The organism is Inquilinus limosus DSM 16000 (assembly GCF_000423185.1).
Taxonomy (GTDB): domain Bacteria; phylum Pseudomonadota; class Alphaproteobacteria; order DSM-16000; family Inquilinaceae; genus Inquilinus; species Inquilinus limosus.
In genome coordinates, this window is the sequence record NZ_AUHM01000035.1 from 50,001 (window position 1) to 71,876 (window position 21,876).

Here is a 21,876-nt window from a genome sequence, read left to right on the forward strand (position 1 = left end):
GCGCGTGACGGCTCCCGCCACTCTCCAGCCGGTCCCGGCCCGGCCCGGCGGCGTCCGCCGCCGGCGCCGGCGTGGGCTGGCGCTCCGCATCGCCGGGGTGGTCGTCTCGCTGGCGACCACCTTCTTCGGCCTCCTCCTCGTCACCTTCCTGATCGGCCGCGTGGTGCCGATCGACCCGGTGCTCGCCGTGGTCGGCGACCGGGCGCCGCGCGACGTCTATGAGAAGGCGCGGCTGGAGCTCGGCCTCGACAAGCCGCTCTGGGACCAGTTCGGCCGCTATGTTGGGGACGTGCTGTCGGGCGATCTCGGCACCTCGGTGCTGACCTCGCGCCCGGTGCTCGAGGATATCGGCCGGGTGTTCCCGGCGACACTGGAGCTGGCGACGCTGGGCGTCCTGTTCGGCATCGTCATCGGCGTGCCGGCGGGGGTGCTGGCGGCGGTCCATCGCGGCCGATGGCCCGACCATCTCGTCCGGGTGGTCGGGCTGATCGGCTATTCCGTGCCGATCTTCTGGCTCGGCCTCGTCGGCCTGCTGCTGTTCTACGCCAAGCTCAGCTGGGTCGGCGGGCCGGGGCGGCTCGACGTGTTCTATGACGGCCTCGTCGATCCCGTCACCGGCGTGATCACGCTCGACGCCGCGCTGGCCGGCGAATGGGACGTGTTCTGGAACGCGGTCGACCACCTGCTGCTGCCGGCGGCGCTGCTCGGCTACTACAGCCTCGCCTATATCAGCCGGATGACGCGGTCCTTCATGCTCGACCAGCTGCGCCAGGAATACGTCACCACGGCGCGGGTCAAGGGCGTGTCGGAACGGGCGGTGATCTGGCGCCACGCCTTCCGCAACATCCGCGTGCCGCTGCTGACGGTGGTGGCGCTGTCCTATGCCGGGCTGCTGGAAGGGGCGGTGCTGACCGAGACGGTCTTCGCCTGGCCGGGTCTCGGCCAGTACATCACCAATTCCCTGCTCAACGCCGACATGAACGCGGTGCTCGGCGGCACCATCGTCGTCGGCACCGTCTATATCGGGCTGAACATGCTGTCCGACCTCTTGTACCGCGTGCTGGACCCGAGGGCGCGATGACCGACCTCGCATCCCCACGCCCCGATAGCTGGCGCGCCTGGCTCCTCTCCGACACGCCGCGGTCGCGCGGGCAGGCGCGGCTCGGGCGGCTGTATCTGCTGTGGCTCGGCCTTGCGCGCAACCCGCTGGCGATGATCGGGCTGCTGATCGTGCTGACGCTGCTGGTCGCGGCGGCGATCGCGCCGCTGCTGGCCCATCAGTCGCCGATCGAGCAGAACCTGGCGGAGCGGCTGCAGCCCTTCAGCGCCGAGCACTGGCTCGGCACCGACGAGCTCGGCCGGGACATCTGGTCCCGCATCATCTACGGCACCCGGCTGACGCTGCTGATCGTGGTGCTGGTGGCGATCACCGCGGCGCCGGTCGGCCTCCTGATCGGCACCGTCTCCGGCTATCTCGGCGGCTGGGTCGATGCCGTCCTGATGCGCATCACTGACATCTTCCTGGCCTTCCCGAAGCTGATCCTGGCGCTGGCCTTCGTCGCCGCGCTCGGCCCCGGCATCGAGAACGCGATCATCGCCATCGCCATCACCTCCTGGCCGCCCTATGCCCGCATCGCCCGGGCCGAGACGCTGACCATCCGCAACGCCGATTTCATCAGCGCGGTGCGGCTGCAGGGCGCCTCCAGTGCCCGCATCGTCGCCCGGCACGTCGTGCCGCTGTGCCTGTCCTCGGTGATCGTCCGGGTCACGCTCGACATGGCCGGGATCATCCTGACCGCCGCTGGCCTCGGCTTCCTCGGCCTCGGCGCCCAGCCGCCGCTGCCGGAATGGGGGGCGATGATCTCCAAGGGCCGCAGCTTCATCCTCGACCAGTGGTGGGTCGCGACCATGCCCGGCATCGCCATCTTCGTGGTCAGCCTGGGCTTCAACCTGCTCGGCGACGGGCTGCGCGACATCCTCGACCCGAAACAGGGAGGGCAGTCTTGAGCCGCCCGCTGCTCGAGGTCGAGAACCTCTCGGTCACCTTCGACACCGCCAAGGGCCCGGTGCGGGCGGTGCGCGGTATGAGCTTCACGCTCGGGCGCGAGAAGCTGGGCATCGTCGGCGAAAGCGGCTCCGGCAAATCGATGACCGGCCGCTCGATCCTGCGGCTGGTCGGGCCGCCCGGCCGGGTCCAGGCCGACCGGCTGGTGTTCGACGGCATCGATCTGCAGCGCCAGAGCGAGCGCCAGATGCGCACGATCCGCGGCCGCCGCATCTCGATGGTGATGCAGGACCCCAAGTTCTCGCTCAACCCCGTGGTCACTGTGGGCGAGCAGGTGGCCGAGGCCTACCGCATCCACAAGCGCGCCTCGGGCCGTGAGGCCAAACGGCGGGTGCTGGAGATGTTCGAGGCGGTGCGCATCCGCGATCCGGAGCGGGTGTGGGGCCTGTACCCGCACGAGGTCTCGGGCGGCATGGGCCAGCGCATCATGATCGCGATGATGCTGATCCCCGACCCGGACCTGCTGATCGCGGACGAGCCGACCTCGGCCCTCGATGTCACCGTGCAGATGCAGGTGCTGGCGATCATCGACGACCTGGTGACCCGGCGCGGCATGGGGCTGATCTTCATCAGCCACGACTTGAACCTCGTCGCCAGCTTCTGCGACCGGATCCTGATCATGTATGCCGGCCGGGTGGTGGAGAGCTGCCGGGCGGCCGAGCTGCACCAGGCCAGGCACCCCTACACCCGCGGCCTGCTCGAGTCGCTGCCGCAGATCGGCGACACCCGGCCGTTCCTGCCGGTGCTGCAGCGCGACCCCGCCTGGCTGGAGGCATGAGCATGGACCCGATGATCTCCATCGAAGGGCTGGATGTCGTCTTCGGCGACACCCATGCGGTGCGCGACGCCTCGCTGGCCGTGGCGCGGGGCGAGAGCTTCGGCCTGGTCGGCGAAAGCGGCTCCGGCAAGTCCACCATCCTGCGCGCCCTCTCCGGCCTCAACCCGGAGTGGACCGGCCGGATCGCGGTCGACGGGCGGGAGCAGGGGCGGCACCGTGACAAGGGCTTCTTCAAGCTGTGCCAGATGGTGTTCCAGGACCCTTACGGTTCGCTGCATCCGCGCCAGACGGTCGACGCGACGCTGATGGAGCCGCTGGCGATCCACGGCTTCGACAGCCGCGACGCGCGGGTCGAGCGGGTGCTGAAGGAAGTCGGGCTTGGGCCCGCCTTCCGCTTCCGCTATCCGCACCAGCTCTCGGGCGGACAGCGCCAGCGCGTCGCCATCGCCCGGGCGCTGGTGCTGGAGCCGCGGGTGCTGCTGCTGGACGAGCCGACCTCGGCGCTCGACGTCTCGGTGCAGGCGGAGATCCTGAACCTGCTGAAGCGCCTGCGGGCCGAGCGCGGGCTGACCTATCTGCTGGTCACCCACAACCTCGCCGTGGTGTCGGTGATGTGCGACCGGCTGGCGGTGATGAACCGCGGCCGTATCGTCGAGACGCTGACCGCGGCGCAGCTGCATGACGGCACCGTGACCCAGCCCTACACCCGCCAGCTCCTTGAGGCCAGCCGCGGCTACGACCGCGCCGCCGCCGACCGGATCGAGGATTTCGCGGCCTGAAGGCCGGAGGCGCGAGGATCCGCGCCTCCGGTTCCGGTCACTGCGCGAGCTTGGTCAGCTGCGCATCGGTCAGCTGCACCATCTTGCCGTTCTGCCAGGCATAAAGGACGTAGTTGCTGCCGACCGGGTCGCCCTTGGTGTCGAAGGTCAGGGGCCCGATCACCGTGTCGTAGGCGCTGCCGTCATGCAGCGCCGCGGCGACCTTGGCGCCGTCGACCGACCCGGCCTTCTGCGCCGCCGCGGCCCAGGCCTGCACCGCGGCGTAGGTGTAGAGGGTGTAGCCCTCCGGCTCGTAGCCCTCGGCGCGGAAGCCGGCGACGACCTCCCTGGCCTGCGGCTGGTCGCGCATCTCCGGCCCGAAGGTGACCAGGGCGCCCTGGCCGGCCGGGCCGGTGATGGCCCAGAATTCCTGCGACACGGTGCCGTCGTCGGACAAGAACTGCGCCTGCAGCCCCTGGTCGCGCATCTGGCGCAGGATCAGCCCGGCCTCGTTGTGCAGCCCGCCGAAAAACACGGCGTCGACATCCGCCGCCTTCAGCTTCGACACCACGGCCGAGAAGTCGCGCTCGCCGACGGTGATGCCTTCGTACAGCACCTCGGTCAGCCCGAGCCCGTTCATCCGCGCCTTGGTCGCATCCGCCAGGCCTTTGCCGTAGGTGGTCTGGTCGTGCAGGATCGCGACCTTGCGGCCCTTATAGGCGGTGGCCAGGAACTTGCCGGCGACATCGCCCTGCTGGTCGTCGCGGCCGCAGGTGCGGAACACGGTCCCGATCCCCTGCTCGGTCAGCTGCGGGTTGGTCGAGCCCGGCGTGATCTGCAGCACCCCCTCCTCGGCATAGACGGTCGAGGCCGGGATCGAGACCGAGGAGTTGTAGTGGCCGATCACCGCCGCCACGCCCTCGCCGACCAGCTCGTTCGCCGCGGCCACGCCCTGGCGCGGGTCCGACGCGTCGTCGCCATAGACGATCGTCACCTGTTCGCCATTGACGCCGCCGGCGGCGTTCAGGGCCTTCACCGCGGCCTCGGCGCCGCGGCGGTACTGCTCGCCCACCGCGGCGTTGGGGCCGGTCAGCGGCCCGGCGACGCCCAGCTTCACCTCGGCCATCGCCGGGGCGTGGGCGGCCAGCGCGGCCAGGCCCGCCGTGACCAGCAGGATCTTGCGAAAGCTCGTCATCACATTTCCCTCGGATGTCGATGCGGGTCTGAGACAAGGTCAGCCCGACCGGTTGCCGGCCGCCGAATGCGGCCGGCGCGATGTCGGATGGAAGATCCCCGTTCGCGTCCCGCGTCGCGGCGCGGGATCGACTGCGACACTGTTCCAGGATGAGAAAAGCGTCTCAACCCCCGAGGATTGGGGGATGGCGGGGCTACGGGGTGAGCAGACCGAGGCTGAGGGCGGTGGCCACGGCTTCGCTGCGGCTGGTCGCCCGTAGCTTGCGCATGGCCGAGGCGACATATTCGTTGACGGTGTGGACCGACAGGGCCAGGCCGCGGGCGGCCTGCTTGCTGGAGGCGCCGCGCGCGATCCAGGCGAGGCAGTCGCGCTCGCGCGGCGTCAGCGGCGGGGCCGATGCATCGGGGGCGCGGGCCGAAGCGGCGGTAAGCCGGACCTGGATCTTCAACGCCCGGCCGATATGCGGGCCGAGATGTTGCAGCAGCCGGATCTCCTCCTGCCCCCAGTCGGGGCGGCGACGCGACCGCCACAGCGACAGATGGGCGGCCAGGCCATGCCGGTCGACATCGATCCAGTACAGGCCGCTGTGCCGGCCCTGCGGCTTGGCGTAGTCGTTGTAGAACTCGGTGCGGATGAATGCGGTCGCCGGCACCAGCATGCGGTCGACGAACACCGATCCGGCCGCCAGACCCGGCAGCTTCGGCAGCACCGGCCAGGTCTGGTGGTAGTAGGCGTTGTAGAGCGGGACGTAATCGGGGTCCGACTGGATCCGGATCGCAGCGTCGGTCGGCATCGGCGTGCCGGTCGGATGCAGCGTCACGGTGGAATCGCTGCCGAGCAGCCGCGACAGCCCGCCCAGCACCGATCCCCAGTCGTCCTGGCCCAGCGCGGCGTCATAGGCCCGGCTGATCAGCCCGTACAGCTGGCGTCCGTCGTCAGGCATCGAGCAGGCCGAGGCTGAGGGCCGTGGCCACCGCCTCGCTGCGACTGGTCGCCCGCAGCTTGCGCATGGCCGAGGCGACATATTCGTTGACGGTATAGACCGACAGGGCCAGCCGCTGGGCGGCCTGCTTGCTGGAAGCGCCGCGGGCGACCCAGACGAGGCAGTCGCGCTCGCGCGGCGCCAGCAGCGGCGGGGCGTCGCCGTTCCGCGCGCCGGCCGCGGCCAGCCGGTCCCGGATCTTCAGCGCCCGGCCGATATGCGGACCGACAAGCTGCAGCAGGCGGATCTCCGCGTCGCCCCAATCGGGGCGGCGCCGCGACCGCCAGAGCGAGAGATGCGCCCCCAGCCCGTGCCGGTCGAAATCGACCCAATACAGGCCGCTATGGCCGCCCTGCGGCCGGGCATAGTCGTTGTAGAACTCGGTCCGGATGAACTCGGCCTGCGGCACCAGCATGCGGTCGACGAACACCGGCTGGGCCTCCAACCGCTGCACCATCGGCAGGATCGGCCAGATCCGGTGGTAATGGGCGTTGTAGAGCGGGATATAGGCGGGGTCACAGCCGACGCGGACCGCGATGTCGGTCTGCATCGGGGCGCCGGTCGGGTGCAGCGCCGCGGCCTCGCCGCCGAGCAGCGCCAGAATCCGGCGCAGCACGACCGCCCAGTCCTCGTCGCCGAGGGCGGCGTCGTAGGCTTGGCCGACCAGCTCGGCAATGGCGCGGTCATCCGGCATGGCGAGGCAGGGCAGGGACACACGACAAACCGCCGGCGCGGCGCCGGCGGTCCCGGTAGACTATACCAGGTTTGTGGTGTTTTGGGGGCGCGCGATGACGTCCCGGGAGCCCCCGCCGGGTTACGGGATCAGTGCAAGGTCAGGAGCAGCACCGCCGCCGAGAGGGCCGTGCCGCCGGTGACCACGGCAAAACCCGGCCCGGCGCGCCACAGCAGCACCGCGATCAGCCCGAAAGCCGCCATCAGAACCGGATTCATCAGCTCACCTCCCACCCGATAGCGCGCCCCGCCGCGCCCGGCGGCTGTCTCCACAATGAAAACGGAATTTGCGTCGAATTGTTTCATTCTCGGCGCAAAAAAGCCGAAATCGCCCGCGGGCACGCAGCGTGATTCTCCGCGGCCGAGAGTCCCGGATCGCGGGATGCGCCTCAATCCCCGAGGATTAGGGGATCATTCGTCGAGCAGGTCGAGGACCAGCGCCTTGGCCACCGCCTCGGTGCGGCTGGCCGCATTCAGCTTGCGCATCGCCGATTCGACATATTCGTTGACCGTGTGGATCGACAGGTCGAGCTGGCGCGCGATCTCCTTGCTCGAGGCGCCGCGGGCGATCCTGGCCAGGCAGTCCCGCTCGCGCCAGGTCAGCTCCGCGCCGGTCCGGGTTAGGCGGATCGCCGAACGCCGGGCCGCGCCGGTGCCGAGGCGGCGCTCGATCTCCAGAGCCTGTTCGAGATGTGGGCCGAGGCGGTGGAGAAGACGGAGCTGCGCCGGCTCCCAGTCCGGCTGCCGCTGCGACCGCCAGACCGAGACCACGGCGGGCAGGGATCCGGCGGCCGGCCTGCCGCGGCCGAGCCAGAACAGGCTGGCATGCTGGTCCTGCGGCCGCAGGAAATCGGCGTAGAACTCGGTGCGGACATAGTCCCGGTCCGGCACCAGCATGCGGTCGATGAAGGTGGCGCCGCCGGACAGGCGCGGCAGCCAGGGCCGGATCGGCAGGATGCGGTGGTAGTGGGCACCGTACAGCCGGACATAAGCGAGGTCGATGCCGGCGACCACCGTCTGCACCGCCTGGTCCGGGGCGGCGGGCCGCTGCAGCACGGCGGCATGGCCGCCGAGCATGTCCGACAGCCCGTCCAGCACGGCGGCCCAGTCCTCGTCGCCGATCGCGGCGTCGTAGATCTGTCCGATCAAGTCCAGCAGTTGCTCATCCGGCATGGCGGACCATCAGGTTGGGGACGCGCTATTCCCCGGCGGCGGGGGAGGAGGCGAGCCCGGATCGCAGCCGCGCCTTGCCGAAGGCGACGCCGCGCTGCTCCGGCCCGAAGGCGATCAGCAGCGCGATCACCACCGCCACCACACCGGTCACCAGGGCCATGGCGAGGGCATAGTCGTTGCCGTTGGTGACGGCAATGTGGGTCTGCAGCGTCAGGTTTATGGCGGCCAGCAGATTGCCGGTCTGGTAGACGAAGCCGGGGAAGGTGCCGCGCGCCTCCTCCGGCGACAGCTCGTTCAGATGCGCCGGCACCACGCCCCAGGCGCCCTGCACCGCGACCTGCATGACGAAGGCGCCGGCCGCCAGCAGCACCGGGCCGGAGGAGAAGGCCCAGAGCGGCAGCGCCGGCAGGGCCAGCAGCGCCGCCGCGACGATCACCCGACGCCGGCCGAAGCGCTCCGACAGGGCGCCGCAGGCCAGGCCGCCGATGATGGCGCCGATGTTGTAGACGATCGCGATCAGGCTGACCTCGTGCGGGCCCATGCCGTGCTGGACCTTGAGGAAGGTCGGGTAGATGTCCTGCGTGCCGTGGCTGAAGAAGTTGAAGGCGGTCATCAAGAGGACGGCGTAGACCCCGAGCCGCCAGTGCCGACGCACCGTGTCGCCGAGGGAGATGCGGTCGCGCTCCACCCTCGTCTCCGCCCAGGCCGGGGATTCCGGGACGCGGCGGCGGATGTACAGCACCAGCAGGGCCGGCAGCACGCCGATCATGAACATGCCGCGCCAGCCGATCGAATCATAGAGCAGGCCGTAGACGATCGAGGCCAGCAGGTAGCCGTTCGGATAGCCCGCCTGCAGGATGCCGGAGACGAGGTCCCGTGACCGGGCCGGCACCGTCTCCATGGTCAGCGAGGCGCCGACGCCCCATTCGCCGCCCATGGCGATGCCGTACAGCATGCGCAGGATCAGCAGCACGGTGAAGGTCGGGGCGAAGCCCGAGGCGAATTCCAGCAGGGAATAGGCCAGGACGTCGATCATCAGCGTCGGCCGGCGGCCGAAGCGGTCGGCGGCGCGGCCGAACAGGAAGGCGCCGACCGGCCGCATCGCCAGGGTCAGCGTCACCAGCCAGGAGGTGGTCTCGGCCCCGGTGCCGAACTCCTGGGCGATATCAGTCAGGATGAAGACGAGAAGGAAGAAGTCGAAGGCGTCGAGCGTCCAGCCGAGGAAACTGGCGACCACGACGCTGCGCTGCTGGGCAGTCCACCCCTGCATGGCGAGCCTCTGAACCGTGGCTGCGGCGGGGCCCCCTTCCACGGCGCCCGCCGCCTCACGCCAGCTTCATCCCATGCGACGGTGCCCGTCTCGCGCCGATCGGGCATGGCTCCCGTGCCGGAACGGGAACGTCCTCAATCGGTCGGCATCTTGTCGATGCCGCCATGCGCTGCCGACCAGGAGACCGGGTCGTGCAGGAACTTCTCGACCTCGTCCAGCGTCTTCGGGTCGAAATGGTTGCCGGACTTGCAGAACTCCAGCACGTCCCACCAGGTGGCGAGCGCATGCAGCTCGACCCCGATCGACTCGAAGAACTTCGGCGTGTCCTTGAAGATGCCGTAGTTGAACACGACGAAGACGTGCTCGACCACCGCGCCGGCGTCGCGCAGCGCCTGGCAGAACTTGGCCTTGCTGCGGCCGTCGGTGTTCAGGTCCTCGACCAGCAGCACCCGCTGGCCCTCGGTCAGCACGCCCTCGATCTGGGCGTTGCGGCCGAAGCCCTTCGGCTTCTTGCGCACATACTGCATCGGCAGGGCGAGGCGATCGGCGATCCAGGCGGCGTAGGAGATGCCGGCGGTCTCGCCGCCCGCCACCGCATCGATCCGCTCGAAGCCGATCTCGCTGAGGATCACCGAGGTGGAGAAGTCCATCAGCACGCCGCGGATCCGAGGGAAGGAGATCAGCCGCCGCGTGTCGGTGTAGACCGGGCTGGCCCAGCCCGAGGTGAACTTGTAGGGCGTCTCGGCGTTGAAGCTGATCGCCCCGGCCTCGAGATATGCCTGGGCGGTCAGGCGAGCGATGGTCTTGCGGTCGGGGAAGCTGGTCGAGAGGATCATGGCGGGCTCCGGCGGATTTGGGGCTTGTTAGGACCGGGGCTGCCATCTGGCAAGCGGGGTTGCGTCCTTTGGGACGCATGGCCATGATCCGCCGGCCGCAGCAGGACACCCGCCATGACCGACCGTCTCACCCTCCGCCGCCCCGACGACTGGCACCTGCATCTGCGCGACGGCGCCATGCTGCGCGCGGTGCTGCCCCACACCACGGCGCATTTCGCCCGCGCCATCATCATGCCGAACCTGACGCCGCCGGTGGTCACCACCGCCGACGCCCGGGCCTATCGCGACCGCATCCTGGCGGCGCTGCCCGACGGCGCGCGCTTCACCCCGCTGATGACCGCCTATCTGACCGAGGGCACCGATCCCGACGACCTCGCCCGTGGCAAGGAGGAGGGGGTGCTGACCGCGGCCAAGCTGTACCCGGCCGGCGCCACCACCAACTCGCACAGCGGGGTGAAGGATCTCGCGAAGATCCGCCCGGTGCTGGACCGGATGCAGGCGATCGGTCTGCCGCTCCTGGTCCATGGCGAGGTGGTCGACCCGCAGGTCGACATCTTCGACCGCGAGGCGGTGTTCATCGAGCGCCACCTGCAGCCGATCCGGGCCGATTTCCCGGAACTGCGCATCGTGTTCGAGCACGTCACCACCCATGACGGGGTCGATTTCGTGCTGGACCAGGATGACGGCCGGGTCGGCGCCACGATCACGCCGCACCATCTGGTGCTGAACCGCAACGACCTCCTCGTCGGCGGGGTGCGGCCGCACTACTACTGCCTGCCCGTGGTGAAGCGCGAGCGCCACCGCCTGGCCCTGCGGAAGGCCGCGACCTCGGGTGATCCGCGCTTCTTCCTCGGCACCGATTCCGCGCCGCATCCGGTGCATGCCAAGGAGGCCGCCTGCGGCTGCGCCGGCGTGTTCAATGCCCGCGTCGCGGTCGCCTGCTACGCCCGGGTGTTCGAGGAGGAGGGGGCGCTGGGCCGGTTCGAAGCCTTCGCCTCGCTGAACGGCCCGGCCTTCTACGGCCTGCCGGTGAACGAGGAGACGATCACGCTGGTCCGCGGCGACGAGGAGCTGCCGGAGCGGCTGCCGGTCGATGGCGGCGACGACGTCCACGTCTTCCGCGGCAAGACCGCGCCGGGCTGGCGGGTGGAGGCATAGAAGCGGCGCCCGTCCGGAAACCACACGGAGACCGACCATGCCCCATGTCACCGTCGACGGATGCCGGCTGCACTATCGCCTCGACGGCCCCGAGGACGGGCCGCCGCTGCTGCTGTCGCACGCGCTCGGCGTCGATCTCGAGATGTGGGGGCCGCAAGTGGAGCGGCTCGCCCGCCGTTTCCGGGTGCTGCGCTACGACCATCGCGGCCATGGCGGCAGCAACGTGCCGCCCGGGCCGTACAGCCTCGACCGGCTGGGGCGTGACGCCGTCGGGCTGCTCGACGCCCTCGGCATCGGCCAAGCCGATGTCGTCGGCCTGTCGCTGGGCGGGATGGTGGCGCTGTGGCTCGGCATCCACGCGCCGGACCGCATCGGCCGCTTGGTGCCCTGCTGCACCACCGCCTATGCCGGCGGCCCGGAGCTGTGGGAACCGCGGATCGAGGCGGTGCGGCGCGACGGCATGGCGGCCCTCGTCGACGGCGTGATCGGGCGCTGGTTCAGCCCCGGCTTCCGCGAGCGGGCGCCGCAGACGGTGGACGGCATCCGCCGCAAGCTGCTGGCGACCCCGCCGGACGGCTACGCCGCCACCTGCGCCGCGATCCGCGACATGGACCAGCGCGATGCGATCAGCCGAATCAGGGCGCCGATGCTGGTGCTGTCGGGCACGCAGGACCAGGGCACGCCGCCGGAGCGGGGGCGGGAGATCGCGGCCGCCGTGCCGGGCGCGCGCTTCCAGGCCCTCGACGCCGCCCACATCGCCAATCTCGAGCAGGCGGACGCCTTCACCGCGGCGGTCGAGGGCTTCTTGGGCTAGGGGCCGCTACCCCGTCGGCCGGCGCGAGGCGGCGAGCAGCAGGCCGAAGCCGATCATCAGCCCGCCCGAGATCCGGTTGAACCAGCGGAACGGGCGGGCGCTGCGGAAGAAGCGGCCGAGGCGGGCGCCGATCAGGGCGTAGATCGTGATCGCCACCGCCTCCAGCGCCAGGAAGCTGGCGCCGAGCAGGGTGAAGCTGGCGGCGTAGTCGGATGGCACCACGAATTGCGGGAAGAAGGCGGTGAAGATCAGGATCGCCTTCGGGTTGCCGGCCGCGACCCAGAACTCCTGCCGGATCAGGGCGCCGAGCGGCTGCGGCCGTCCGGCCTCGGCATGGTCCGGTGCCCGGGCGTCGGCGCGCAGGAGCTTGATGCCGAGCCAGATCAGATAGGCGGCGCCCAGCCACTTCACCACGGCGAAGGCGAGTTCCGAGGCGGTCAGCAGCGTGCCGAGGCCGAGCCCGGCGACGGCGATCATGATGGCGAAGGCGACCAGCCGGCCGGAGGCGGCGGCCACGGCGCGCATCGTGCCGTCGCGGGCGCCGTTCGACAGCGACAGCAGGTTGTTCGGCCCGAACGCCATGTTCAGCGCGAAGCAGGCGGGCAGGAAGAGGAGGTAGTCGTCGAGCGTCATGATCCGGTCTCCGCCGGCGGTGCCGGCGGACGCAGCCTGCCAGAGATCGGGCGGCGGCGGAACCGTCGGAAACGGCGGTCCGTGCAGGCACAGCCATCTCTTGGGTTTTGCGGATTCGAAGAGTTTGTGGCCGTCCCAGAAAGGATTTAATCTCGGACACGTTGATCGGAGGCGGCATTGGTTGCCATAATCGGAACCGTCCGGAAGGTTTCGAGGTGAGGTTCCGTGCCGATCTCTGTTTCCGCCCTCGCCATGCGAGCCTATCTCGGCAGCGTCGAGCCGGTGCTGTTCCGGCTGCGGAAGGAGCAGCGGCTGCGCATCTGGGGGCTGGGGGCCGCCGACCTGCCGGAGGCGGCGCTGCGGCTGGAGGGCGAGAGGTGCGCCGGCGGCGACCTCTGCCGCCGCATGGTGTCCGCGCATCGCGACTATCTGGCGAAATACACCAGGCGCGGCCCGGACGGCATCGCCCGGCTGTGGCAGGGCACGCCCTGCCTGCTCGACCTCGGCGACTTCGCCGACGCCGAGGCCTATGAGAAGGAGATCCGGAAGAACTCCTTCGGCTACATCCTGCGGGAGACGCGCAAGGCGGCCAAAGCCGGCTATCGCTGCCGGATCTTCGACCGCTTCGCCCAGGGCGACGATATGCGCGATATCGAGGCGTCGAAGCTGTTCCGTTCCGGCGGGCCGGTGCCGCAGGCCTTCGCCCAGCGCTTCGGCCGCGGCAGCAGCGTCAAGGGCGACCCGTGGCTCGATGCCGAATGCCCGGAGCATTGGGCGGTCGACTGGGGCGTGTTCATCGAGGATGGCGGGCGGGACCGGATGGTCGGCACCATCGTGCTGCGCCGGATCGGCAACATCATCCGCATCGTCAGCTTCCTCGGCCATGCCGACCACCTGTCCGCCGGCGCGATGAAGCTGCTGTTCGTCGAGATCGTGCGCTGGCTGCTGCGCCGCGAGGATCCGCGGGTGCGAGGCGTGCGCTTCCTGCTCTATGGCGCGCTGGAGCAGGGCGGGCTGGGGCTGCTGCACTGGAAGCGGCGGTTGCTGGTGCGGCCCTTCGTCTTCGCCGACCCCGTCCCCGCCGGGGCCGCCGAATAACCCGGGGGGCCGACGCCACGATTGTGGCGGCGGGCGACCCCGGATCGGCCCGAAGACGCCATCTTCTCCGGCTGAACTGCCGTGATCGACGTCACCCGGGGAATGATATGGATCACGATGGTTCGGCTGCTTCGCGGCCCGGCATGGATGATGAGAGCTCGCGACCGCCGACCGTGCGCGTGCCCGCCAGCCGCTCGGCCGAGAACGCAGCGCGGATCGTCGCCCATCTGCGCTCGGTCCTGTTGGCGCCGGGCCGCTCGCGCGTGTGGGAGTAGCCCGATTTCGGCGAGTGCGGATCCGCGGTAGAATTCGCGAGATCACACTGGCACGTCGGGAGCTGACAATGTCGGAAGCCCTTCGGCTGGAGGACGTCCCGGCCGCGTTCATCGCGGCCTGGAACCGTCACGACATGGCGGCACTGGCCGCGCTGTTCGCGGAGGATGCGGACTTCGTCAACGTCGTCGGCCTGTGGTGGCGAAGCCGGGCGGAGATCGAGGCCGCTCATGCGGCGACCCATGCCGCCATCTTCAAGGACAGCCGCCTGGAAGGCGACATCGCAAAGGTTTCCCGCCTGGGGCCGGGAACCGCAGCGTTGCACGTGGCCTGGACGCTGACCGGCCAGAGCGGGCCGGACGGCGCGCCGGCCGGGCCGCGGCAGGGCATACTCCTTCTGGTGCTGACCGAAGCCCCGGGCGGCTGGCGGATCCGCATCGCCCAGAACACCGACATCGTGCCGGGCGCGACCGCGCCGCCGTGACCACGTAATCTTCCGCTAGCTGCGGCCGAGCACCTGTGCGCTCGGCCTGGCGGCGACTCGGTTCCACCAGGCCGCCAGCCGCTCACGCGACGCCAGCAGGTCCCTCCCCTCCGGCGCCATGCGGAAATAATCGAGGATCGGCGCGGCGTGCAGGTCGGCAAGGCTGGGCGCACCGCCCAGGAGCCAGGGGCCCTCGCCGAGGAAGCCTTCGAGCACGTCGAGGCAGAGTCCGGCCCGAGGCTGGGCCGCGGCGATCCGGGCCTCGTCGCTCGCTCGGCCTTCCCGCGGCTTCGACACCCGCTCGACATAGATGTCCCACACCAGCGGTCGGTAGGCGTAGCTGTCCAGGATGCCGATGATCTGGGTCAGCCGCGCCCGGCCGCGGGCGTCGGCGGGCTGCAGCGCCGGCCCCGGAAACGCCTCGTCGACATAGCGGGTGATCGCCGCGGTCTCGTAGAGCGCGAAGCCGTCATGCTCGAAGGCGGGGATGCGGCCGAAGGGATGGCGCTCGAGATGGCCGGGCGGCGGCCCCTCCGGCGCGAAGATGTCGACCTCGACCAGGTCGAACTCCACGCCCTTCTCCTGCAGCACCAGCAGGGCGGTGCGGACATAGACGCTGTAGCGGGCGCCGTAGAGGATCGGCTTTGCGGTCACGGCATCACCAGCTTGCGCTCGGTGTCGACCACCAGAGTGCCGGAGCGTTCCAGCTGGTAACGGCCGGTGTAGGTGCCCGGCTTCCAGCCTTCGGGCGGCGCGCGCCGGCCGCTGAAGACGGACCAGAGATTCTTCGATTCCGCCAGCACCGTCCGGTCCTGGTGCACCGGCTTGCCGTCCGGGCCGGCAATGGTGACGATCTGGATGTCGCCGCCGCGCACGCCGAAGCTTTCGGCCCACAGCACCAGCGGGGCATTCCGGCTTCCCTTGACGTCGGCATAATCGCCGCGCCGGGCGGCCTCCCAATCGGGCTGGCCAGCGGCGAAGCCGGCGGTCAGCAGCCCGGTCGGGATGTAGGGCACCTCCGCGGCCCACATCGGATGGCCGGCGGTCTGGCAGCCCGAGCCGACAGGAAGGGCGGTGAAGGGATCGAAGAAGGTCTCGCCCTTGAACACGCTGAACTCGACATGCGGGAACACGGTGTTGCCGGACAGGCCGATCTGGCCCAGCGGCTGACCGGTCTTGACCGTGTCGCCCACCTTCACCCGGAGGCTGCCCTGCTTCATATGGGCATAGCGCGTCATCCAGCCGCCGCCATGGTCGATGGTGACGCCGTTGCCGGCCTGGCGGCCCTTGACCGCCTCGACCCCGCGCTCCTCGACCGAGATGTCGGGCTCGCCGTCGCGGACGCCGATCACCGTCCCGTCGGCCGCCGCCAGGATGTCGACGCCGCTGCGCATCGCGGCGAGGTCCCGCAGGCGGATATCGGTGCCGTTGTCGCCGTCATAGCCCAGGCGGTCGCAGCGGAAATTGGCGAAACGCGGGCTGGGGTCGGTGTCGATGTAGTTCTGGATGAAACAGTCCCGGCCCAGGGTGCAGGCCGCAGGCCAGGCGAAGCGCGGCTCGGCCTCCGACGAGGAGGTGGTGACGGAGGGCGGCGCGGCTGCCGGCGGCGGCTCGGGCGACGGTGGGCTTGCAGGGGCCGGCTGAGCCTGCGGTGCCGGGGGCGGCGCGGCCTCGGGCTGAGGGGATGGCGGCTGCGGCGCGGGCTCGCTTTGGACGGCCGGTTCACCCGGCGCCGGCCCTTCGGTCTCCCGAGTGGAAAGCAGCAGATACGCGCCGACCGCAACGAGCGCGCCGATGGCGACGACGGTAGCGACGGTAACAGCCCACCACGCGCGCCGCATCTTTCCCCCTACAGTGCCACCACCCGGATTCGTCTGCCCTGCACCGCCAGCGCGATGCCGCCGCGCTTCAGCGCCAGCGCATCCTCGCCGAACAGCTCGCGCCGCCAGCCGTGCAGCGCCGGCACCTGGGCATTGTCGTCCATGGCGATGGCCTCCAGGTCGTCGCTGCCGGCGACCAGCTTCTGGGCCACGCCCTCATCCTCGCATTTCATCTTCAGGAGCACGCGCATCAGCTCGACCAGTGGTGCGATGCCGGGCGGGGTCGGCGGGCGCTGCACCAGCTTCGGCGCCTGGTCCGGCGGCGTCGTCAGGCCGCGGTCGACCGCCGCGATCAGCCCCTGGCCCTGCCAGCCCTCGGCCATGTTGCGGCTCATGCCGCGGATCCGGGCCATGGCCTCGATGTCGCGCGGGCTGTGCGCCGCGATCTCCAGCAGGGCTTCGTCCTTCAGGATGCGGCCGCGCGGGATGTCGCGCTTCTGCGCCTCGCGCTCGCGCCAGGCCGCGACCTCGCGCAGGATCGACAGGAACTTGGCCGAGGCGTTGCGCGGCTTCAGCCGCAGCCAGGCCTGCTCCGGCTCGGTGCGGTAGGTGGCGGGATCGCACAGGATCGCCATCTCCTCGTCCAGCCAGGATTCCCGGCCGGATTTGGTCAATTGCCTGCGCAGCGCCTCATAGGCCGGGCGCAGATGGATGACGTCGGCCAGGGCATAGTCGATCTGCCGCTCGGTCAGCGGCCGGTGCGACCAGTCGGTGAAGCGCGACGACTTGTCGATCCGGGCATTGGCCAGCTTGCCGACCAGGTTCTCGTAGCTGACCGAGTCGCCGAAGCCGCAGACCATCGCGGCGACCTGGGTGTCGAACAGCGGCGTCGGCACCTGGCCGGTCAGATGGACGAAGATCTCCACATCCTGGCGGGCGGAGTGGAAGACCTTCAGCACCTTCGGGTTGTGGACCAGCGCGAACAGCGGCGCCAGGTCGATGTCGGGCGCCAGCGGGTCGATCGCCGCCGCCTCGTCCAGCCCGGCGATCTGCACCAGGCACAGCTTCGGCCAGAAGGTGTGCTCGCGCATGAACTCGGTGTCGATGGCGATGTAGTCGGCCGCTGCCATGCGATCGCAGAAGGCGGCGAGCTCGGCGGTGGAGGTGATCAGAGTCATCTCCAGCGTTGTAGCGGATGGCCTTGCGATTGCCGAGTGCTTTGCACCGATGCCGATGCGAATGCCACCCGCGGCGAAACCGGCTAGTCTCGGGCCGGGACCGGGGTGGGGCCGGCTCCGAACGAGGCCATGCTTTCGCCATGGCCGTCCGGAAGCGTGGAGGCAACGGCAAGGAGGGCCGCATGAGACGATCCCTGGTATCCACAGCGGTCGCCGCGGTGCTGGCGGCGACGGCGCCTCTGTCCGGCGCGGCCGCCCAGGAGGAGGCGCCGACCGGCCTGTTCCGGGTCGGCGACACCGGCGTCCGCTGCCTGAAGCAGCCCTGCCCCTGGCGCGGCGTGGTGCCGGTCGACGACGAGAGCGTCGCGGCCGGGACCGTGCCCCCGGCCTATGCCGGCGACGCGCCGCCGGCGATCGCGGCGCCGCCGCAGCTGCTGGACCAGACCCGGAACGAGATCTGGCGCGCCTGGGCCTCGGGCGGCTGCCTCCTGGTCCGCGGCCGCTTCGACCGCCGCGGCGCCACGGCGGCGCCGGTGCTGTCGGTCGACCGGATCATCGGGCCATGCGGCCGATAGCGACGGGTGATACCTTCCTTCGGCCGGGAGCCGGCCCGCGGACGGAGACGATCTTGCCGACGATACTGAGAGTGATCGCCGTTCTGGAGCTTCTGGTCGGCCTGGCGTTGACGCTCTGGTGCTGGTTCGGCGAGCCGGAGAGCTTTTTGCTCGGGCTCGCGTTCCTCATTTCGGCACTCATCTCCGCCGCTCTGTTCGCGGCGCTCGCTCAGATTCTGGAGAATACGGAGCTGATGAGGTTGGAGGTCGGCCGGCTGCGGAATGATCTATGGCAGGAGCTCAAGAAGCTGCGGGACGGCGAGCCAGGCCCGAGCCGTCCGGCGCCTTCGCCACCGCCGCCGCGTCCGTCGACGTCGCCCATCAAGCAGGTGACCGACCCGATCACCGGGCGGATCGCCTACCAATATAACGGCGCGACCTACGACAGCCGCATCTCCGCCCTGGCCCAGCTCACCGAAGACGAACGGCGCGGCCAGAGGCCGCCGGGGGCCTCCGCATCCGGGTGACCCTCGGGGGCGGCGGCCGGCCTAAAGCGGTCTCACTCCTCCCCGTCGAGGCCGAGGTCGAGGATCGGGGCGCTGTGGGTGATCCAGCCGGCGGAGATCAGGTCGACGCCGGCGGCTGCGATCGCCGGCACCGTCTCCGCCGTCACCCGGCCGGACGCCTCGGTCACCGCCCGGCCGCCGACCCGGCGCACCGCCTCGCGCAGCTGGTCCGGCGTCATGTTGTCCAGCAGCACGGCGTCGACGCCCTCGGCCAGGGCCTCGTCGAGCTGGTCGAGCGTGTCGACCTCCACCTCGATCCTGACCAGGTGGCCGACCGCGGCGCGGGCCCGGGCGATCGCCGGCCGCACCCCGCCCGCCACGGCGATGTGGTTGTCCTTGATCAGCACCGCGTCGTCGAGGCCGAAGCGGTGGTTGACGCCGCCGCCGGCCCGCACCGCAAGCTTCTCCAGAGCCCGCAGCCCCGGCGTGGTCTTGCGGGTGCAGGCGATGCGCGCCTTGTGGGGCCGGGCGGCCGCGACCAGCGAGGCCGTGGCGGTGGCGACGCCGGACAGGTGGCACAGCAGGTTCAGCGCCACCCGTTCCGCCGCCAGGATCGGCCGGGCCGGCCCCTCGATCCGGAGCACCGCGTCGCCCGGCGCCACCCGGCTGCCGTCGGGCCTCGGCACCGAGACGGCGACGGCGGGGTCGAGCAGGCGGAAGGCCAGGGCGGCCGCGTCGGTTCCGGCCACCGTGCCGGGCTGGCGGGCGGCGACGACACCGCGCATCCGGGCTTCGGCCGGAATGACGGCGGCGCTGGTGATGTCGCCGGCACGTCCGAGATCCTCGGCCAGGGCGGCGCGGACGACCGGCTCGAGCAGAAGGGCGGGGAGGGGCGGGAGGGCTTCCATGGTGGGCCTCAGGGATGGGCAATGCCGGTGCGGGGCGCGTCGCCCTCCAGCACATCGGCGAGGGTGAGGAAGGAGGGCGCGGAGGCCGGGTCGGCCTCGGGGCAGTCGCTGCGGCACTGGGCGCCGCGGCTCTCACGCCGGCGCAAGGCGGCGGTTGCGATCAGCAGCCCGGCGAGGGCGCGGTCGGACAGGGCCGAGGGCGCGGCGTCGGCCAGGGGGCGCAGCGCCGCGGTCGCGGCAATGAGGCCGGCGCCGTCGCGCACCACGCCGACATGGCGCTCCATCAACACCCGCAGCGTAGCGACGATCCCGGCGTCCGGGGCGCCGCGGCGGGCGGGGCCGAGCGGCAGCGGGCGCAGCGGCGGCCGGGCCGTTCTGCCCCGGATGTCCTCGGCGATCCAGCCGGCATAGGCCAGCGCCTCCAGCAGCGAGTTGCTGGCCAGGCGGTTGGCACCGTGCAGCCCGGTCGCTGCCACCTCGCCCGCGGCCCACAGCCCAGGCACGGAGCTGCGGCCGCTGCCGTCCACGGCCACGCCGCCCATGTGGTAATGCGCCGCCGGTCGGATCGGGATCGGCTGCCGGGTCGGGTCCAACCCGGCCTCGCGGCACAGCGCCGTCACCCGGGCGAAGCGCTCCAGCCTGCCGCCCAGGCCGCGCGCATCCAGGAACACCATCTCGCCGGCCGAGACCCGGCGCCAGACGGCGCGGGCGATCACGTCGCGCGGGGCCAGGTCGCCCTGCGGATGATCCGCCATGACCCGCTCGCCCGAGGCCGTGACCAGCGCGGCGCCTTCGCCGCGCAGCGCCTCGGTCGCCAGCGGCATCGGATCGCGCCCGACCGCCATGGCGGTCGGGTGGAACTGCACGAACTCCAGGTCGCGCAGCACCGCTCCGGCCCGGGCCGCCAGGGCCAGGCCGGTGCCCGCGGCGCCCAGCGGGTTGGTGGTGTGGGCGTAGAGTCCGCCGACGCCGCCGGTCGCCAGCACCACGCCGCGGGCGGGGATCGCGACCGGCGCGCCGTCCTGCCACGCCAGCACGCCGCAGATGCCGGCCTCGTCGCGCAGCAGGGCGGTGGCGCGGGCGTGACGGATGGTGATCCGCGGGTCGGCTTCGGCTGCCCGGGCCAGTGTGCGCAGCACTGCGGCGCCGGTGCCGTCGCCGCCGGCATGGACGATGCGGCGGCGGCAATGCGCGGCCTCGAGGCCGAGGGCGAAGCCGCCGTCCTCCGTCCGGTCGAAGGGCGCGCCCAGCCCGGCCAGCCAAGCGATGCAGCCGGGCGCCGCCGCGGTGACGCGCCGGGCCACCTCCGGGTCGCCCAGCCCGGCCGCGGCGGCCAGCGTGTCGGCGGCGTGGAGATCCGGATCGTCATCGGGGCCGAGCGCCGCGGCGATGCCGCCCTGGGCCCAGCCGGTCGCGGCCTCGGCCCCGACCGGGGCGGCGGAGAGCAGGAGGACCGGCAGGGGCGCCAGCTTCAGCGCCGTGGCCAGGCCGGCGATGCCGGTGCCGATGACGACGACGCGGTCCTGCGGACGAAAAGAGATCGCGTCCATCACCGGACCTCCAGCATGCGCTCGACCGCGGCGCGGGCGCGGTCGGCCACGGCCGGGTCCAACTCCACCGCCTCGGTCATCGTCTCGAGCGCGCGCCGGATCTTCGGCAGGGTGATCCGCTTCATGTGCGGGCACAGGTTGCAGGGCCGGACGAAGTCGATCTCCGGGAACTGCACGGCGACGTTGTCGCTCATCGAGCATTCGGTCACCAGCACCACCCGGCCGGGCCGCTCACGGGCGACATAGTCGCTCATCGCCGCGGTGGAGCCGGCGAAATCCGCCTCCGCCACCACCTCGGGCGGACATTCCGGATGGGCCAACACGACCACGCCGGGATGGGCGTCGCGCAGCCGGCGGACATCGTCGGGGCCGAAGCGCTCATGCACCTCGCAGGCGCCCTGCCAAGCGATGATCTCGACCTTGGTCTCGGCCGCGACATTGGCCGCCAGATAGCCGTCCGGGATGAAGATCACGCGCGGCACGCCCAGGCTCTCCACCACCTTCACGGCGTTGCCGGAGGTGCAGCAGATGTCGCTCTCCGCCTTCACCGCAGCCGAGGTGTTGACATAGGTCACGACCGGCACGCCCGGATAGCGGCGGCGCAGCAGGCGCACATCCTCGGGCGTGATCGACTCCGCGAGGGAGCAACCGGCGGCTGCATCAGGGATCAGGACGGTCTTCGTCGGGTTCAGCAGCTTCGCGGTCTCGGCCATGAAATGCACGCCGCACAGCACGATCACCGAGGCCTCGACCCGCGCCGCCTCGCGCGCCAGCGCCAGGCTGTCGCCGGTGATGTCGGCGATGCCGTGGAAAATCTCCGGCGTCTGATAGTTGTGCGCCAGGATCACCGCATCGCGCTCCCGCTTCAGCCGCAGGATGGCGTCGATGTCGGGGGCAAAGCCCGGCCAGTCGAAGGCCGGGATGACGCGGGACAGGCGGCCGTAGAGCGGCGCGGTGCGCGCGGCGACGGCCGGGGTGTAGTCGGTCGAGACGGACATCGGGTTCTGCTCACTTCGAGAATTATGACGACGGGGCGGCCCCGAATCGGTGTCGCTCCGGTTACACTAATTCTCAGAATAAGAAAATCAAGGCTGCTTCGCTCAGGCCGCTG

General features: G+C 71.0%; 24 protein-coding genes. 10 read left to right on the forward strand and 14 right to left on the reverse strand.

Features of this window, described 5'->3' with window-relative positions:
• Positions 1-4: 4 nt before the first annotated feature.
• The 4 genes from G537_RS0125075 to G537_RS0125090 are packed head-to-tail and all read left to right on the forward strand — an operon-like array spanning position 5 to position 3,622.
• Positions 5-1,081 (forward strand): ABC transporter permease, encoded by a 1,077-nt coding sequence (locus G537_RS0125075; protein ID WP_425402304.1) that lies wholly within the window; start codon positions 5-7, stop codon positions 1,079-1,081.
• A complete protein-coding gene (gene nikC / locus G537_RS0125080) occupies positions 1,078-2,007 on the forward strand; it encodes a nickel transporter permease (protein ID WP_026872453.1) in 930 nt (309 codons plus the stop codon). The genes G537_RS0125075 and nikC overlap by 4 nt, the downstream gene beginning before the upstream one ends.
• Positions 2,004-2,843 carry an ABC transporter ATP-binding protein gene (locus tag G537_RS0125085; protein WP_026872454.1) on the forward strand — a complete coding sequence of 280 codons (840 nt, stop codon included), beginning with the start codon at positions 2,004-2,006 and terminating at the stop codon, positions 2,841-2,843. The genes nikC and G537_RS0125085 overlap by 4 nt, the downstream gene beginning before the upstream one ends.
• A gap of 11 nt (positions 2,844-2,854) precedes the next feature.
• Complete coding sequence (locus G537_RS0125090) at positions 2,855-3,622, forward strand: ABC transporter ATP-binding protein (protein WP_211230504.1); 768 nt, start codon at positions 2,855-2,857, stop codon at positions 3,620-3,622.
• 37 nt (positions 3,623-3,659) lie between these two features.
• On the opposite strand, the gene G537_RS0125095 is transcribed toward G537_RS0125090, so the two are convergent.
• The 7 genes from G537_RS0125095 to G537_RS0125125 form a co-directional block, all read right to left on the reverse strand.
• On the reverse strand, positions 3,660-4,796 hold the full coding sequence (locus G537_RS0125095) for a branched-chain amino acid ABC transporter substrate-binding protein (protein WP_034852950.1): 1,137 nt from the start codon (positions 4,794-4,796) through the stop codon (positions 3,660-3,662).
• A 193-nt stretch (positions 4,797-4,989) separates the two neighbouring features.
• The gene (locus tag G537_RS42335) at positions 4,990-5,739 is read right to left on the reverse strand and encodes a response regulator transcription factor (protein WP_026872457.1); all 750 of its coding nucleotides are present in this window, start codon (positions 5,737-5,739) and stop codon (positions 4,990-4,992) included.
• Positions 5,732-6,493, reverse strand: a complete 762-nt coding sequence (locus tag G537_RS0125105) for a helix-turn-helix transcriptional regulator (RefSeq protein WP_026872458.1) — start codon at positions 6,491-6,493, stop codon at positions 5,732-5,734. Before G537_RS0125105 ends, G537_RS42335 begins: the two co-directional genes overlap by 8 nt.
• 107 nt (positions 6,494-6,600) lie before the next feature.
• A complete protein-coding gene (locus G537_RS45470) occupies positions 6,601-6,729 on the reverse strand; it encodes a hypothetical protein (protein ID WP_281171502.1) in 129 nt (42 codons plus the stop codon).
• 192 nt (positions 6,730-6,921) lie between these two features.
• Positions 6,922-7,683 (reverse strand): helix-turn-helix transcriptional regulator, encoded by a 762-nt coding sequence (locus G537_RS42340; RefSeq protein WP_051249107.1) that lies wholly within the window; start codon positions 7,681-7,683, stop codon positions 6,922-6,924.
• Between the two features lie 25 nt (positions 7,684-7,708).
• Positions 7,709-8,953: an MFS transporter gene (locus G537_RS0125120; RefSeq protein ID WP_026872459.1), complete on the reverse strand. Its 1,245-nt coding sequence runs from the start codon at positions 8,951-8,953 to the stop codon at positions 7,709-7,711.
• A 134-nt stretch (positions 8,954-9,087) separates the two neighbouring features.
• Entirely contained in the window at positions 9,088-9,789 is a 702-nt protein-coding gene (locus G537_RS0125125) for an orotate phosphoribosyltransferase (protein WP_034852952.1), read from the reverse strand.
• 114 nt (positions 9,790-9,903) lie between these two features.
• On the opposite strand from G537_RS0125125, the gene pyrC reads away from it, so the two are divergent.
• Positions 9,904-10,947, forward strand: a complete 1,044-nt coding sequence (gene pyrC, locus G537_RS0125130) for a dihydroorotase (RefSeq protein ID WP_026872461.1) — start codon at positions 9,904-9,906, stop codon at positions 10,945-10,947.
• A 37-nt stretch (positions 10,948-10,984) separates the two neighbouring features.
• Complete coding sequence (pcaD, locus tag G537_RS0125135; protein WP_026872462.1) at positions 10,985-11,761, forward strand: 3-oxoadipate enol-lactonase; 777 nt, start codon at positions 10,985-10,987, stop codon at positions 11,759-11,761.
• Positions 11,762-11,767: 6 nt separating this feature from the next.
• Here pcaD and G537_RS0125140 read toward each other — a convergent pair whose 3' ends face one another.
• Positions 11,768-12,394: a LysE family translocator gene (locus G537_RS0125140; protein WP_026872463.1), complete on the reverse strand. Its 627-nt coding sequence runs from the start codon at positions 12,392-12,394 to the stop codon at positions 11,768-11,770.
• Positions 12,395-12,619: 225 nt separating this feature from the next.
• Here G537_RS0125140 and G537_RS0125145 point away from each other — a divergent pair, with 225 nt between their 5' ends.
• Both G537_RS0125145 and G537_RS0125155 read left to right on the forward strand, forming a co-directional pair.
• The gene (locus G537_RS0125145; protein ID WP_155888758.1) at positions 12,620-13,492 is read left to right on the forward strand and encodes a hypothetical protein; all 873 of its coding nucleotides are present in this window, start codon (positions 12,620-12,622) and stop codon (positions 13,490-13,492) included.
• 343 nt (positions 13,493-13,835) lie between these two features.
• Complete coding sequence (locus G537_RS0125155; protein ID WP_034852954.1) at positions 13,836-14,249, forward strand: SgcJ/EcaC family oxidoreductase; 414 nt, start codon at positions 13,836-13,838, stop codon at positions 14,247-14,249.
• A 15-nt stretch (positions 14,250-14,264) separates the two neighbouring features.
• On the opposite strand, the gene G537_RS0125160 is transcribed toward G537_RS0125155, so the two are convergent.
• The 3 genes from G537_RS0125160 to rnd are packed head-to-tail and all read right to left on the reverse strand — an operon-like array spanning position 14,265 to position 17,247.
• Positions 14,265-14,903, reverse strand: coding sequence for a glutathione S-transferase family protein (locus G537_RS0125160; RefSeq protein ID WP_026872466.1), 639 nt, complete (start codon positions 14,901-14,903; stop codon positions 14,265-14,267).
• Positions 14,900-16,090, reverse strand: coding sequence for a M23 family metallopeptidase (locus G537_RS39770; RefSeq protein ID WP_051249109.1), 1,191 nt, complete (start codon positions 16,088-16,090; stop codon positions 14,900-14,902). Before G537_RS39770 ends, G537_RS0125160 begins: the two co-directional genes overlap by 4 nt.
• An 8-nt stretch (positions 16,091-16,098) precedes the next feature.
• Positions 16,099-17,247: a ribonuclease D gene (gene rnd, locus G537_RS0125170; RefSeq protein ID WP_026872467.1), complete on the reverse strand. Its 1,149-nt coding sequence runs from the start codon at positions 17,245-17,247 to the stop codon at positions 16,099-16,101.
• A 182-nt stretch (positions 17,248-17,429) separates the two neighbouring features.
• Here rnd and G537_RS0125175 point away from each other — a divergent pair, with 182 nt between their 5' ends.
• Both G537_RS0125175 and G537_RS0125180 read left to right on the forward strand, forming a co-directional pair.
• The gene (locus G537_RS0125175; protein WP_155888759.1) at positions 17,430-17,822 is read left to right on the forward strand and encodes a hypothetical protein; all 393 of its coding nucleotides are present in this window, start codon (positions 17,430-17,432) and stop codon (positions 17,820-17,822) included.
• A 71-nt stretch (positions 17,823-17,893) separates the two neighbouring features.
• Positions 17,894-18,328, forward strand: coding sequence for a hypothetical protein (locus G537_RS0125180; protein WP_162146148.1), 435 nt, complete (start codon positions 17,894-17,896; stop codon positions 18,326-18,328).
• 32 nt (positions 18,329-18,360) lie between these two features.
• On the opposite strand, the gene nadC is transcribed toward G537_RS0125180, so the two are convergent.
• From nadC to nadA, 3 genes are read right to left on the reverse strand one after another with little or no spacing between them, the layout of a single operon-like run.
• Entirely contained in the window at positions 18,361-19,227 is an 867-nt protein-coding gene (gene nadC, locus G537_RS0125185; RefSeq protein ID WP_026872470.1) for a carboxylating nicotinate-nucleotide diphosphorylase, read from the reverse strand.
• Positions 19,224-20,765 (reverse strand): L-aspartate oxidase, encoded by a 1,542-nt coding sequence (locus G537_RS39775; RefSeq protein ID WP_051249111.1) that lies wholly within the window; start codon positions 20,763-20,765, stop codon positions 19,224-19,226. The genes nadC and G537_RS39775 overlap by 4 nt, the downstream gene beginning before the upstream one ends.
• Entirely contained in the window at positions 20,765-21,763 is a 999-nt protein-coding gene (nadA, locus tag G537_RS0125195; RefSeq protein ID WP_026872471.1) for a quinolinate synthase NadA, read from the reverse strand. The genes G537_RS39775 and nadA overlap by 1 nt, the downstream gene beginning before the upstream one ends.
• Between the last annotated feature and the right edge of the window lie 113 nt (positions 21,764-21,876).

Coding starts and splice junctions, on each gene's coding strand:
- nikC (WP_026872453.1), top strand. CDS start 1,078: ATGACCGACCTCGCATCCCCACGCCCCGATAGCTGGCGCGCCTGGCTC.
- G537_RS0125090 (WP_211230504.1), top strand. CDS start 2,855: ATGATCTCCATCGAAGGGCTGGATGTCGTCTTCGGCGACACCCATGCG.
- G537_RS0125095 (WP_034852950.1), bottom strand. CDS start 4,796: ATGACGAGCTTTCGCAAGATCCTGCTGGTCACGGCGGGCCTGGCCGCG.
- G537_RS42335 (WP_026872457.1), bottom strand. CDS start 5,739: ATGCCTGACGACGGACGCCAGCTGTACGGGCTGATCAGCCGGGCCTAT.
- G537_RS45470 (WP_281171502.1), bottom strand. CDS start 6,729: ATGAATCCGGTTCTGATGGCGGCTTTCGGGCTGATCGCGGTGCTGCTG.
- G537_RS42340 (WP_051249107.1), bottom strand. CDS start 7,683: ATGCCGGATGAGCAACTGCTGGACTTGATCGGACAGATCTACGACGCC.
- G537_RS0125120 (WP_026872459.1), bottom strand. CDS start 8,953: ATGCAGGGGTGGACTGCCCAGCAGCGCAGCGTCGTGGTCGCCAGTTTC.
- G537_RS0125125 (WP_034852952.1), bottom strand. CDS start 9,789: ATGATCCTCTCGACCAGCTTCCCCGACCGCAAGACCATCGCTCGCCTG.
- pyrC (WP_026872461.1), top strand. CDS start 9,904: ATGACCGACCGTCTCACCCTCCGCCGCCCCGACGACTGGCACCTGCAT.
- pcaD (WP_026872462.1), top strand. CDS start 10,985: ATGCCCCATGTCACCGTCGACGGATGCCGGCTGCACTATCGCCTCGAC.
- G537_RS0125140 (WP_026872463.1), bottom strand. CDS start 12,394: ATGACGCTCGACGACTACCTCCTCTTCCTGCCCGCCTGCTTCGCGCTG.
- G537_RS0125155 (WP_034852954.1), top strand. CDS start 13,836: ATGTCGGAAGCCCTTCGGCTGGAGGACGTCCCGGCCGCGTTCATCGCG.
- G537_RS39770 (WP_051249109.1), bottom strand. CDS start 16,090: ATGCGGCGCGCGTGGTGGGCTGTTACCGTCGCTACCGTCGTCGCCATC.
- rnd (WP_026872467.1), bottom strand. CDS start 17,247: ATGACTCTGATCACCTCCACCGCCGAGCTCGCCGCCTTCTGCGATCGC.
- G537_RS0125175 (WP_155888759.1), top strand. CDS start 17,430: ATGAGACGATCCCTGGTATCCACAGCGGTCGCCGCGGTGCTGGCGGCG.
- G537_RS39775 (WP_051249111.1), bottom strand. CDS start 20,765: ATGGACGCGATCTCTTTTCGTCCGCAGGACCGCGTCGTCGTCATCGGC.
- nadA (WP_026872471.1), bottom strand. CDS start 21,763: ATGTCCGTCTCGACCGACTACACCCCGGCCGTCGCCGCGCGCACCGCG.